The sequence below is a fragment of the Achromobacter sp. GD03932 genome (assembly GCF_029839485.1).
In the GTDB taxonomy this organism is placed as follows: domain Bacteria; phylum Pseudomonadota; class Gammaproteobacteria; order Burkholderiales; family Burkholderiaceae_B; genus Achromobacter; species Achromobacter bronchisepticus_A.
On the sequence record NZ_JAOCAT010000022.1, the window covers coordinates 109,374 to 122,770 of the forward strand.

Here is a 13,397-nt window from a genome sequence, read left to right on the forward strand (position 1 = left end):
TCATGAAGCATCCACAACTTTCCCTACGCTTGCGCCGCGGCGCGGCCGTGCTGCTGGCCGCGCTGGCCACCGCCGGCTGCGCCGTCGGCCCCGACTATCAGAAGCCCCAGGCCGCGCCGGTGGCGCTGGCCAGCCCTGAACAGGCCCTGTTCTCCACCGATCAATTGCAGCGCGACTGGTGGAAGCAATTGCAGGATCCGCAGCTGGACCGGTTGATCGATCTGGCGTTGTCCCGCAACCTCGACATCCGCATGGCGCAGGCGCGCCTGGCCGAATCGCGCGCGGTGCTGGACGAGAAGGATCTGGACCGGCTGCCCGTGGTCACGCTGGGCGGCGGCTATGAGCGCAGCCTGTCCCAGGCCAATGCTGGCGTCGCGGGTCAACGCAACCTGGCCGAAAGCTATCGGGTCGGCTTTGACGCCACCTGGGAGCTGGACCTGTTCGGCCGGCTGCGCCGGGCGGCCGAGGGCGCCGCCGCGCGCAGCGAGGCGCAGGCCGCGGACCTGGCCCAGACCCGCATCGTGGTGGCGGCCGAAGTGGCGCGCAACTACTTCGAGCTGCGCGGCGCGGAACAGCGCCTGGCCGTGGCGCGCGCCAACCTGCAGAGCCAGCGCGACAGCCTGCGCGTGATCCAGGCCATGGTGTCGGCCGGCCGCGGCGACGAAGGCGACCTGGCCAGCGCGCGCGCCGAACTGGAGACCGTGCAGGCCAGCGTGCCGGTGCAGATCGCGGCCCGGCGGCTGGCGCAATACCGGATCGCCGTGCTGGCGGGCCTGCGGCCGGTGGAGCTGGGCGAGCTTGATGCGGGCAAGGCGCTGGCTCCCCTGGACACCCGCCTGCCGATCGGCGACGTGAGCGCCTTGCTGTCGCGGCGCCCGGACGTGCTGGCGGCCGAGCGCGGCATGGCCGCTGCCAACGCCGACGTGGGCGTGGCGACCGCCGAACTGTATCCGCGCATCGACCTGGGCGGATTCCTGGGCTTTGTGGCCCTGCGCGGCGCGGATTTCGGGTCATCAGCCAGCCGCGCGTTCAGCGTGGCGGCCACGGCCAACTGGCCCGCCTTCCACCTGCCCACGGCGCTGGCGCGCAAGCGCGGCGCGGTGGCGCGCGCGGACGGCGCCGTCGCCAGCTATGAACTGACCGTGCTGCGGGCGGTCGAGGAACTGGAATCGGCGCTGACGGAATACGGCCAGACCCAGCAGCGCCTGGGCAGCCTGGCGCAGGCGGCCGCGCACAGCGGCAGGGCGGCGGAACTGGCGCAACTGCGCTACCGTGAAGGCAGCACCCCGTATTTGACGGTGCTGGACGCGCAGCGTACGCTTTTGCGCGCCCAGGACGCCGTGGCCGTGGCCGAAACCGAGTCCTATACCCGCCTGATTGCGCTGTACAAGGCGCTGGGAGGCGGATGGGAAGCGCCGGCGGCCGACCCGCAGGCGGCTTCCGGCTGACTGGCAGCCGCGGTTCATGGCACCATAGGCAAACAACCGGAGACTCCACATTCATGTCTGACAGTCCGTCCCATCCCGTGGTCTGGGAGCATCAGCCCGCCGACCGCGTGCTCATGACCCTGAAGACGCGCGGCCCGCAATCCGTCGCCGTCATTGCCAAGACCTTGGACGTGACGGCCGAGGCGGTGCGTCAGCAGATGACGCGCTTGCATGCGGAAGGACTGGTGGATTCCGAAAGCCACAGCGCGGGCCGTGGCCGGCCCACGCAGATCTGGTTTCTGACCGATGCCGGAAACGGGCGCTTTCCGGACACGCATGCCGAAATGACGGTACAGATGCTGGGCGCCGTGCGCCAGGTGTTCGGCGAAGAGGGCATCGAAAAGCTGATCCAGGCGCGCGAAACCGCCATGCTCAACGGCTATCGCCAGGCCATGCAGGGCGCCCGCAGCCTGAAGGAAAGGCTGGAGCGGCTGGTGGAAGTCCGCTGCGCCGAAGGCTACATGGCCGAGCTGCGCAAGGATGGCGCGGACTTCCTCTTCATCGAGAACCACTGCCCGATCTGCTCCGCGGCCAAAGCCTGTATGGGCTTTTGCCGCAGCGAGCTGGAACTCTTCCACAAGGTGCTCGGAGCAGAGGTCCGGGTGCGGCGCGAAGAGCACATCCTCGCGGGCGCGCGCCGCTGCGCCTACCGCATCGACAAGGCTGACTGATCCGTCAGGATCCGGGCTGCTCCCAGCCGCCCAGCGCCTTGTACAACTCCACCGCGTTGACCAGCCGGCGCTGCTGCAGCCGGATGAACTCCTGTTCGGATTCGAACAGGCTGCGTTGCGCTTCCAGCATTTCCAGATAGCTCGCCACGCCGCGCTCGTAGCGCCTTTCGGTCAGGCGCTGGCGGTCGCGGTCGGCGTCGCGCACCTTGCGCTGGGCGTCGATCTGGGCGCGCAGCGTGTCGCGCGCGGACAGCGCGTCGGCCACTTCGCGGAAGGCCTGCTGGATGCTGCCCTCGTACTGGGCCACCGCGATGTCCTTGCGCGTTTCCGCCAGCGACAGGTTGGCGCTGTTGCGCCCGGCGTTGAAGATGGGCAGGGTCAGCTTGGGCGCGAAGGTCCAGGTGCCGGTGCCAGAGCCGAACAGGTCCGAGAAGCTGCCGGCCGTGGTGCCGATGTCGGTGGTCAGCTGCACCGATGGGAAAAACGCCGCGCGCGCCGCGCCGATGTCGGCGTTGGCGGCCCGCAGCGTGTCCTCGGCCTGGCGCAGGTCCGGACGACGGATCAGCAGGGCGGAGGGCAGGCCCGCGGCCAGCGGCGTCAGGCTCTGGCTTTCCAGCGTGACGGCATCGGTGTCGGGCGGCAGGGAAAAGTCTCCCGCCAGTATGCCCAGCGTATGCACGGACTGGCGGTATTCCCGGCTCAGTTCGGCATGCGTGGCGCGCGAGGACTCCACCAGCATCTGCGAGGTGCGCAGCCCCACGGCCGTTTCCAGCCCGGCGTCGTAGCGGCGCTGGGTGAGCTTGAGCGAGGCCTCGCGCAACGCCAACGTGCTCTCGGTCAGGCGCAGCTGTTCCGCCAGCGAGCGCTGGTTGAAGTAAGCCGTGGCCGTCTCCGACATCAGCGACAGCGTGGCGGCGCGGTGCGCTTCCTCGCTGGCCAGGTAGCGCGACAACGCGGCGTCGCTCAGGCTTTTGACGCGGCCGAAGAAATCCAGCTCGAAGGCCGCGATGCCCACGGCGGCACGGTAGCGGTCCGCCACCGGCATGCGCGGCTGGCCGGGTTCCGCGCCGCGTCCGCGACTGAACTCGCCCGTGCCGTCGATGGACGGCAGGCGGTCGGCCTGCTGCACGCCGTACAGCGCCCGGGCTTCCTGGATGCGCAGCGCCGCCACCCGCAGGTTGCGGTTGTTCTCCAAGGCGGCGGTGATCCAGGCCTGCAGCGCCGGGTCGTTGAAGTAATCGCGCCAGTCCTGCGGCATGGCCGCCAGCCCTTGCGCGTCGGGCGTGTCATAGGCCTGCGGGACCGGCGCAGCCGGCCGTTCGTACTTGGGGGCCAGCGAGCAGCCGGCCAGGGCCAGCGCAAGCAGGGTCATTGCCATAGCCTTCATGGCGTGGTCTCCAGCGTTTCGCGGCCTTGCGGACGCGAGGGGCGCACGCGCATGCCCAGCGCGCGGCCCACGATCAAAAAGAAGAGCGGCACCAGGAAGATGGCCAGCACCGTCGCCGTGACGATGCCGCCCAGCACGCCCGTGCCGATCGCGGCCTGGGCGCCCGAGGCCGCGCCGGTGGCCAGCGCCAGGGGCAGCACGCCCACGCCGAAGGCCAGCGAGGTCATCACGATGGGCCGCAGCCGCAGCCTCGCGGCCTCCAGCGTGGCGGACACGATGCCCTGGCCGTCGCGCACCAGGTCCTTGGCCACTTCCACGATCAGGATCGCGTTCTTGGCCGACAGCCCGATGGTGGCGATGAGGCCGACCTTGAAGTAGATGTCGTTGGGCATGCCGCGCAGCGTCACGCCCAGCACTGCGCCGATCACGCCCAGCGGCACCACCAGGATCACCGCCAGCGGGATGGACCAGCTTTCATACAGCGCGGCCAGCGCCAGGAACACGACCAGCACGGACAGCGCGAACAGCACCGGCGCCTGGTTGCCGGACAGCCGTTCCTCATAGGACTGTCCCGACCAGTCGAAGCCGATGCCGCGCGGCAGTTCGGCCGCCAGCGTCTCGATGGCGCGCATGGCCTCGCCGCTGCTGTGTCCAGGGGCGGCCGAACCGTTGATGGTGAACGAGGGGAAGTCGTTGTAGCGGTTGAGCTGCGGCGGTCCCATCGACCATTTCAGGGTGGCGAAGGCCGACAGCGGCACCATCTGCCCCTGCAGGTTGCGCACGTGCAGGCGCGACACGTCTTCCATGTCGACGCGGCTCTTGCCGTCAGCCTGCACGGTCACGCGCCGCACCTGGCCATTGAGCATGAAGTCGCCGATGTAGTCCGAGCCGTACATGACCGCCAGCGCCGTGTTGATCTCGTCCAGCGGCACGCCCATGGCCTGGGCCTTGTCGCGGTCGACGCGCAGCTCCAGCTGCGGCGCCTCTTCCTGGCCCGCGAAGACGACCTCGGTCAGCGCGGGGTGCTTGGCCGCCGCCGCCAGCAATTGCTGGCGCGCCTGGGTCAGGGCTTCGTAGCCCAGCCCGGCGCGGTCCTGCAGGCGGAAGTCGAAGCCCGAAGTGGAGCCCAGGTCCGGCAGCGGCGGGGAGTTCAGCGCATGCACCATGACGTTCTTGCGGTCGGCGAAGGCGGCGTTGACGCGTTCCACCACCGCGTTCACGTGCAGGTCGGCGCCGCTGCGCTGCTTCCAGTCCTTCAGCGTGACGAAGAACATGGCCGAGTTCGGTCCGCTGCCGTAGTTGCTGAAGCCGTTGACCGAATACACGTACTCGACGGGCTCGTGCTCCATCATGTAGCGCTCGACCTCCTTCACCATCGCCATGGTTTCGGCTTGCGGCGAACCCTGGGGCAGGATGACCATGGCCATGAAGCTGCCCTGGTCTTCGTCCGGCAGGAAAGAAGAGGGCAGGCGCGCGAACAGCAGCGCCACCGCGGCGATCACCGCCAGATAGGCCAGGCCGAAGCGCACCGGACGGGCCAGCACGCCCGACACCCGGGCGGTGTAGCGCGCGGTCAGGCGCGCGAAGGCCCGGTTGAACCAGCCGAAGAAACCGCGCTTCTCGTGGTGGCCGGCGGCGATGGGCTTGAGCATGCTGGCGCATAGCGCCGGCGTCAGCGACAGCGCCAGGAAGGCCGAGAAGGCGATCGACACGGCCAGCGTCACGGCGAACTGGCGATAGATGTTGCCCACCGCGCCGTCAAAGAAGGCCATGGGGACGAACACCGACACCAGCACCACCGTGATGCCCACGATGGCGCCGCTGATCTGGCCCATGGCCTTGACCGTGGCCTCGCGCGGCGACAAGCCTTCCTCGGCCATGATGCGTTCGACGTTCTCCACCACCACGATGGCGTCGTCGACCAGGATGCCGATGGCCAGCACCATGCCGAACATCGTCAGCACGTTGATGGAATAGCCCAGTCCCAGCATCACGCCCAGCGTGCCCAGCAGCGCCACCGGCACGACCAGCGTCGGAATCAGCGTGGCGCGGAAGTTCTGCATGAACAGATACATCACGCAGAACACCAGGGCCACGGCTTCCAGCAGGGTCATCAGCACCTTTCTGATCGAAATCTCCACGAAAGTGGAGGTCTCGTAGGGGATGTCCCAGGTCACGCCCGGCGGGAAGTACTGGGCCAGCTCCTGCATGGTCGCGCGGATGCGCTTGGTCGTGTCCACCGCGTTCGAACCCGGCGCCAGCTTGATGCCCAGGCCCGTGCCGGTCATGCCGTTCACGCGCGACAGGTACATATAGTCGGTGCCGCCCAGTTCGACCCGCGCCACGTCCTTCAGGCGCAACGTGGCGCCGCCCGGCTGCGCGCGCAGCGGAATGTTGCCGAACTGCTCGGGCGTGCGCAGCGACTCGCCGGCGACGATGCTGGCGTTCAGCGGAGCGTCCTTCGGCACGGCCTGGTTGCCCAGTTCGCCGATGGTGACGCGCGCGTTGTGGCTGCGCAAGGCAGAGACGATGTCGCCCGGAGTCAGGGACATGGCCGTCAGCTTGGCGGGATCCGGCCAGATGCGCATGGCGGCTTCCGCGCCAAACAACTGCACCTTGCCCACGCCTTCCACGCGGCGCAGCGCCTGCAGCACGTTGGAGGCGGCCAGCTCGCCCAGCTGGATGTCATCCAGGCCGCCGTCCGATTTCAGCGACACCACCAGCTGGATGTTGTCGGCCGCCTTCTCCACGCGCACGCCGTCGCGGCGCACCGATTCGGGCAGGCGTGGCTCCACCGCCTTCAGGCGGTTCTGCACTTCCACGGCCGCCAGGTCCGGATTGGTGCCTTGCTTGAAGGTCAGGTTGATGCTGGCCCAGCCCGTCGAGTCGCTGCTGGACGAGGTGTACATCAGCCCCGGAGCGCCGTTCATCTCGCGTTCGATGATGGCGGTGACCGCCTCTTCGACCACCTTGGCCGAGGCGCCGGGATAGCTGGCGCCGACGTTGACCACCGGCGGAGCGATGTCCGGATACTGCGCCACCGGCAGCGCGCGGATCGACAGAATGCCGATCAGCACGATCAGCAGCGAGATCACCCAGGCGAAGACGGGGCGATCGATAAAAAAACGCGCCATTGCGGTTTATCCTTTTTGACCCGCGGCGGGCGTCCTTGCCTGGACGCCGGCCTCCGGGTTGCCGGGGGCGGGAGCCTGCGCGCTGGGCGCGGCGCGTTCCACCGGTTTGATTTTCTGTCCCGCCGCGAGATGCGCGGCGTTCTCGACGACGATGCGCTCGCCGCCCGCCAATCCCTGCGTGACGATCCAGTTCGGACCCTGCAGGCGCTGCGCGGTGACGACGATCTTCTGCAGTTCTCCGTCCGCATCCGCGGCCAGCACGTGCGCGCCTTCGGCGTTGCGCAGCAGCGCGTTGCGCGGCACCAGGTAGGTGTCGCGGTTGATCGCCTGCTCCAGCCGCACCCGCACATACATGCCCGGCAGCAGGTCGCGGCCCGGGTTATCGAACAGCGCCCGCATGGTGACGTTGTCCGTGCCCGGATCCACCGCCAGGTCGGCGAACGACAGCGTGCCGCCGCGCCCGTACTCGGAGCCGTCGGGCAGCAGCAGCCGCACCCGCACCTGGTCCGGCGCCACGCCTTCCAGGGCGCCCGCGCGGATCTGCTTTTGCAGCTGCATCACCTCGGCCGCCGGTTGGGCGAAGTTCACGTAGATGGGATCGATCTGCTGCACCACCGTCAGCGGCGTGGCCTGGCCTTCGCCCACCAGCGCGCCTTCGGTCACCAGCGCGCGCCGCGCCCGGCCGTCGATGGGCGAGGTGACGCGCGCGTAATCCAGCTTCAGCTTGGCGCTTTGCAGGTTGGCGCGGGCCAGGGCGACCTCGGCCCGCGCCTGGCGCTCCTGCGCCACGCTTTCGGCATGGTCGCGTTCGCTGATGGCGCGGTCCGACACCAGGTCGGCGTAGCGGCGCAGCTTGTCGGCGGCGGCGGACAGGTTGGCCTGCGCGCGCGCCAGGTTCGCGGCTTCGGAATCGTAGGCGGCCTGCAAGGGCGCGGGATCGATCTGGAACAGGGCGGCGCCGCGCGTCACGTCCTGGCCTTCCTCGTACAGACGCGCCGTGACGATGCCGGCCACCCGCGCGCGCACTTCGGCCTCGCGGTAGGGCTCCAGCCGGCCCGGCAATTCGGTGGCGACGCTGGTGGGCGTGGCCCGGGCAACGATGACGCCGACTTCGGCGGGAGCCTCGGTGGCTTGTTGGGCTTCCGGTTTCGAGCAACCGGTAATAAGAATTAGTACGGAAGAAAGGGCGAGCGTGCGTAGAGAGACTCTTTGCTTCATTTTTAAAATTTCTGATGGGCCCTGGGAGGGCTGAGGTGGGGAAAGGCGCCGACTTTCCCGCGTGGGGAAGCGAGTCTATCATTTAATCCGTCACGCTTGATTAATTATTTTGTTCGGAAGTATGCTCCCCGCTTCACACTTATTCACAGTGACGAAAAGGGCGGCTTCTTGTTTTGAAGTCGCCATTTTTTTGCAGCCGATTTTTTAAGAAGGAGGTCCCCGCATGGCCCGCAAGACGAAGGAAGAGTCCCAACGCACCCGCGACCGCATCCTGGATGCCGCGGAACACGTGTTCCTGTCCAAAGGGGTGGCCGCCACCACCATGAGCGACATAGCCGACCACGCAGGGGTGTCCCGGGGCGCCGTCTACGGCCATTACAAGAACAAGATCGACGTCTGCATCGCCATGTGCGACCGCGCGCTGGGCGAGGCTGCGCCGCTGACTCATGTCTCGACCGACGGCGAGGCGCTGGAATCGCTCTACACCTCCATGCGGCAGTACATCCAGATCTACGCGCAGGAAGGCTCGGTGCAGCGCGTGCTGGAGATCCTGTACCTGAAATGCGAACGCAGCGACGAAAACGCGCCCCTGCTGCGCCGCCGCGACCTGTGGGAGCGCCACGCCCTGCGCACCTCGGAGAAACTGTTGCGCGCCGCGGTCAAGCGCGAAGACCTGCCGCGCGCGCTGGACGTGCGCCTGTCCAATCTTTATCTGCACGCCCTGGTCGACGGGGTGTTCGACAGCATCTGCTGGTCCGATCGCCTCAAGGGCGACATGTGGCCGCGCGTCGAGCGCATGCTCCGCGCCGCCATCGATACCCTCCGGTTTTCCGCGCATCTGCTGACGCCGAAAGCCGTCTGATGCCGCGGGGGCGCTTTGCAACGCAGCGTCCCAAAGGAGGGCATTTCCATGCCGGGCGCCTCTACAATCCCGGCATGACCCTCAAGCAACTCGAAGCCTTCTACTGGGCCGCCACCTGCGCAAGTTTCGCCGTGGCGGCCGAGCGCCTGCACCTGTCGGTATCGTCGCTGTCCAAGCGCATTACCGAGCTCGAGGAAGGTCTGGGCCTGCCTTTGTTCGATCGCAGCGGCCACAAGGCGGTGCTGACCGACGCCGGCCAGCGCCTGCTGCCGCAGGCGCGCGACCTGCTGGCCTCGGCCGAACAGATCCGGGCGTCGTTGGCGCAAAGCGCCGGGCTCAGCGGGCGCTGCCGCTTCGGCGTGGGCGAACTGACCGCGCTGACCTGGCTGCCGCGGCTGATCCGGGGCGTGCGCGCCGCCTACCCGGACCTGGTGCTGGAACCCTACGTGGACATCGGCCAGGTGCTGGAGCAGCGCGTGGCCGACGGTGAACTGGACTTCGCCGTGATCGCGGGCCGTTCCTCGCGGCCCAACATCGCTTCCTCCGCCATAGGCCAGGCCGAATTCTCCTGGGTCGCCGCGCCGGCGCTGCTGGACGGCGCCACGCGCATGACGCCGGAACTGCTGGCGCGCCTGCCGCTGGTCACGCTGCCGGCCGGGGCCGGCACCACGCGCATCATCGACGACTGGCTGGCGGGCCGCGAGGCGGGCGGCGAACGGCTCTGCTGCAACAACTGGGGGGCGGTGGTCGGCCTCCTGATAGAAGGCACCGGCGTCGGCCTGTTGCCCAGCCATTGGGCCCGCGCCTTGCAGACCGAGGGCAGCCTGCGCGTGCTGGAAGGCGATACGCCCCTGGCGGCCATGCCCTATGCGTTCCAGTACCGCCGCGATGATGCCCGGCCGCTGGTCGCCAAGCTGCGCGCCGAGGTCCAGGCCGCCGTGGACTTCGCGGCGCCTTGCCGCATTCCCTGAAAGCGCGTCCGCAAGGCGGCCGCCCGGCGCGCATTTAGGCTTACGACAGCCGCCGCTCTATACAATCGCCGCGCGCCTGGCGCAGAATCCAACAAGAACGTGCGCGGCGGGGGATGGACCCGGATGCGGCACGGCTCGGGTCTGTTCCCTCATGCCGGGCGGCGCGTCCGCGCGGGGAACCAGGCCGACCTGAACCGACGGAGATCTTTCATGCGTAAACTTTGCCTCGCCATGGCCATGGCGGGAATGCTGGCCAGCGGATTGGCGCAAGCCCAATCCACCCTGCGTATCGGCCTGCAGGACGACCCTGACGTGCTGGACCCGGTGCGCGCGCGCACCTTCGTGGGCCGCATCGTCTTCGCTTCCCTCTGCGACAAGCTGGTAGAGATCACGCCGGACCTGAAGATCGTGCCGCAGCTGGCGCAATCCTGGACCATCAGCCCGGACAACAAGGTCCTGACCTTCAAGCTGCGCACCGACGCCGTCTTCCACGACGGCACGCCGGTGAACGCCGCGGCCGTCAAGGCCAACCTGGACCGCGCCCGCACCTTGCCCGACAGCAACCGCAAGAGCGAACTGGCCACGGTCGCCAGCGTCGAGGCCCCGGACGCCAGCACCGTGGTGCTGACCCTGTCCGAACCCGACGCCTCGCTGCTGTCGCAGTTGTCCGATCGCGCCGGGATGATGATGTCGCCCGCCAGCTTCGACAAGGACCCTGGCGGCAAGCCGGTGTGCTCGGGGCCGTACCAGTTCAAGGAGCGCGTGCAGAACGACCGCATCGTGCTCGAGAAATTTCCCAAGTACTGGGACGCCGCCAACTATCACTTCGATCGTCTGGTCTACACCCCGATTCCGGACAACACCGTGCGCCTGAACAACCTGCGCGCCGGCGACCTGGACATCATCGAGCGCGTCGCGCCCAGCGATGCCAAGGCCGTGAAGGACGACAAGAACCTGACCCTGGCGCCGGTGACCGGCCTGGGCTTCCAGGCCATTTCGGTGAACCTGGCCAACGGCGCGCGCGCCAACAACCCCCTGGCCAAGGACAAGCGCGTGCGCCAGGCGCTGGACCTCGCCATCGACCGCGACGTGCTCAACCAGGTGATCGGCGAAGGCATGTTCCAGCCCGCTTACCAGCCGTTCCCGCCGGCCAGCTTCGCCTACAACACGGCCTTCGAGCACAAGGGCCGCGATCCCAAGAAGGCGCAGGCGCTGTTGAAGGAAGCGGGCTTTGACCGCGTCAAGTTCGAGATCACCTTCGGCAACAACACCACCATGCAGCAGGTGTTCGAGCTGGTGCAGGCCATGGGCGCCGAAGCGGGCTTCGACATCACGCTGCGTCCGGTGGAATTCGCTTCCCTGCAATCCTCGCTCGCGCGCGGCGACTTCGAAGTGGGGCAGAGCGGCTGGTCGGGCCGGGTCGATCCCAGCGGCAACATCCACCAGTACCTGAGCTGCAAGGGCAATCTGAACGACGGCAAGTTCTGCGATCCCGCCGTGGACAAGCTGCTCAACGATGCCCGCGCCGAATCGGACGCTGCCAAGCGCCGCGCCATGTATGACCAGGTGCTGACGGCGATGCAGGACCAGCGCCCGATCGTCTACCTGTTCTACCTGCCGTGGACCTTCGGCGTGCAGAAGAAGGTGGAAGGCTTTGTTCCGTACCCGGATGGCTTGATTCGCCTGAAGGGTGTCACTGTCGCTAAAAAGTAGGCTCCCTCCTACCCGCTGGCGCCGGCCCCCCTTGGGGCCGCGCTGGCGGACCGGCGGAGCCGGATCCGCGGCGCCCCTGATGTATTGCGCCCGTAGATCTTTCTGGCGTGCTTGGCTTTTTCGCCGCCTGGTATTCGCCGCATAGGAAGTGCTCTGCGTGTCAGCGGCTTGATGCCTGACCACAGCCCCATAGGAACCATCATGTTTACCACTCGCCCGGAAATCCTTGGCACCTTCGGTGTCGTGACCTCCACCCATTGGCTGGCCAGCGCGGCCGGCATGTCGCTGTTGGAGCGCGGCGGCAACGCCTTCGACGCCTGCGTCGCCTCGGCCTTCGTGCTGCAGGTGGTCGAACCCCATCTGGTCGGCCCGGCCGGCGAAGTGCCCGCGGTGTTCTACTCCGCGCGCACCGGTCGCGTCGAAGTACTCTGCGGCCAGGGCACCACGCCCGCAGCCGCCACGCTCGAACGCTACCGCGCCGAAGGCCTGAAGCTGATCCCCGGCAACGGCCTGCTGGCCACCGTCATTCCCGGCGCCTTCGACGCCTGGATGCTGCTCTTGCGCGACCACGGCAGCATGCGCGTGCGCGACGTGCTGGAGCCCGCCATCTATTACGCGGAGCACGGCCACGCGCTGATGCCGCGCATCTCCAACACCATCGCCGGCCTGAAGGACTTCTTCCAGACCCATTGGCCGACGACCGCCGCCGTCTACGTGCCGGGCGGCAAGGTGCCCGAGGCCCGCAAGCTGTTCCGCAATCCGGCGCTGGCGCGCACCTGGACCCGCGTGCTGCAGCAGGCCGAAAGCGCCGGCGTGGACCGCGAGCGCCAGATCGAGGCGGCGCGCGTTGCGTTCTACCGCGGCTTCGTGGCCGAGGAAATCGACCGGTTCGCCCGCAGCACCGACGTCATGGACGAGAGCGGTTCCACGCACCGTGGGGTCATTACCGCCGAGGACCTGGCGGGCTGGTCGGCCAGCTACGACAAGCCGGTCACCTACGACTATCACGGCTACACCGTGGCGAAAGCCGGCTCCTGGAGCCAAGGCCCGGTCTTCCTGCAGACCCTGGCGCTGCTCAAGGAAATGGACCTGGCCGGCGTTAGCCCGACCAGCGCCGAGTTCGTGCACCGCGTGACCGAGGCCATGAAGCTGGCCTTTGCCGACCGCGAGGCCTATTACGGCGATCCGGCCTTCGTCGACGTGCCGCTGGAGCATTTGCTGTCCGATGCCTACAACGCCGAACGCCGCGCGCTCATCGGCGAGTCGGCCTCGCAGGATCTGCTGCCTGGCCAGGTGCCGGGTTTCGAGGCCCAAGTGAAGCGCGTCATGGACACGCTGGAGCGTCTCTCCAAGGTGTCCGCGCCCGGCAGCGCCACCAATGAACCCACGCTAGCCGACATGCGCGCCTCCGCCAAACGCGGCGACACCACGCACGTGGACGTCATCGACCGTTGGGGCAACATGATCTCGGCCACGCCTTCGGGCGGATGGTTCCAGTCTTCGCCGGTGATTCCGGAACTCGGCTTCGGCCTGAATACCCGCGCGCAGATGTTCTGGCTGGAAGAAGGGCTGCCCGGCACGCTGGCGCCCGGCAAGCGTCCGCGCACCACGCTGACGCCCTCGCTGGCGCTGCGCGATGGCAAGCCCTACCTGGCCTTCGGCACGCCGGGCGGCGACCAGCAGGAACAATGGCAGCTGCTGTTCTTCCTGCGCCACGTGCACCACGGCCTGAACCTGCAGGAAGCGATTGATCTGCCCATGTCGCACACCATGCATTTCCCCACGTCCTTCTATCCGCGCGACCGCAAGCCGGGACATCTGGCGGTGGAGGCGAGCTTCGGCGCCGAGGTCATTGCGGCGCTGCGCCAGCGCGGACACCAGATCGAGGAAGTGCCCGAGTGGTCGGTGGGCAGGTTGACCGCTGCCTCGCGCGATGCCGACGGCCTGCTGCACG

9 protein-coding genes are annotated in these 13,397 nt (G+C 68.2%); 6 read left to right on the plus strand and 3 right to left on the minus strand.

The genetic code is table 11. The features are described from left to right. Positions 1 to 2 precede the first annotated feature (2 nt). Together N5C88_RS20630 and N5C88_RS20635 are read left to right on the plus strand one after the other, a co-directional pair. Entirely contained in the window at positions 3 to 1,448 is a 1,446-nt protein-coding gene (locus tag N5C88_RS20630; protein ID WP_280016128.1) for a TolC family protein, read from the plus strand. Between the two features lie 53 nt (positions 1,449 to 1,501). Further along, a complete protein-coding gene (locus tag N5C88_RS20635) occupies positions 1,502 to 2,158 on the plus strand; it encodes a metalloregulator ArsR/SmtB family transcription factor (protein WP_059374993.1) in 657 nt (218 codons plus the stop codon). Positions 2,159 to 2,162: 4 nt separating this feature from the next. Here the strand turns inward: N5C88_RS20635 and oprZ are convergent, their stop codons facing one another. Genes oprZ through N5C88_RS20650 form a run of 3 tightly spaced genes read right to left on the minus strand, consistent with a single transcriptional unit; the run spans position 2,163 to position 7,897 of the window. Then, positions 2,163 to 3,545 carry a multidrug efflux RND transporter outer membrane subunit OprZ gene (oprZ, locus tag N5C88_RS20640; RefSeq protein WP_280016129.1) on the minus strand — a complete coding sequence of 461 codons (1,383 nt, stop codon included), beginning with the start codon at positions 3,543 to 3,545 and terminating at the stop codon, positions 2,163 to 2,165. Continuing rightward, positions 3,542 to 6,679 carry a multidrug efflux RND transporter permease subunit gene (locus N5C88_RS20645; RefSeq protein WP_280016130.1) on the minus strand — a complete coding sequence of 1,046 codons (3,138 nt, stop codon included), beginning with the start codon at positions 6,677 to 6,679 and terminating at the stop codon, positions 3,542 to 3,544. Before N5C88_RS20645 ends, oprZ begins: the two co-directional genes overlap by 4 nt. A 6-nt stretch (positions 6,680 to 6,685) precedes the next feature. Next, the gene (locus N5C88_RS20650) at positions 6,686 to 7,897 is read right to left on the minus strand and encodes a MexX/AxyX family multidrug efflux RND transporter periplasmic adaptor subunit (RefSeq protein ID WP_251877468.1); all 1,212 of its coding nucleotides are present in this window, start codon (positions 7,895 to 7,897) and stop codon (positions 6,686 to 6,688) included. A gap of 223 nt (positions 7,898 to 8,120) precedes the next feature. On the opposite strand from N5C88_RS20650, the gene axyZ reads away from it, so the two are divergent. The 4 genes from axyZ to N5C88_RS20670 form a co-directional block, all read left to right on the plus strand. Then, positions 8,121 to 8,759, plus strand: a complete 639-nt coding sequence (gene axyZ, locus N5C88_RS20655) for a multidrug efflux transcriptional repressor AxyZ (RefSeq protein ID WP_059374984.1) — start codon at positions 8,121 to 8,123, stop codon at positions 8,757 to 8,759. Between the two features lie 74 nt (positions 8,760 to 8,833). Further along, positions 8,834 to 9,730 carry a LysR family transcriptional regulator gene (locus N5C88_RS20660; protein WP_280016131.1) on the plus strand — a complete coding sequence of 299 codons (897 nt, stop codon included), beginning with the start codon at positions 8,834 to 8,836 and terminating at the stop codon, positions 9,728 to 9,730. A 210-nt stretch (positions 9,731 to 9,940) separates the two neighbouring features. Beyond that, on the plus strand, positions 9,941 to 11,443 hold the full coding sequence (locus N5C88_RS20665; RefSeq protein WP_280016132.1) for an ABC transporter substrate-binding protein: 1,503 nt from the start codon (positions 9,941 to 9,943) through the stop codon (positions 11,441 to 11,443). Positions 11,444 to 11,644: 201 nt separating this feature from the next. Then, on the plus strand, positions 11,645 to 13,397 hold a 1,753-nt coding region (locus N5C88_RS20670), incomplete at its 3' end, for a gamma-glutamyltransferase family protein (RefSeq protein WP_280016133.1).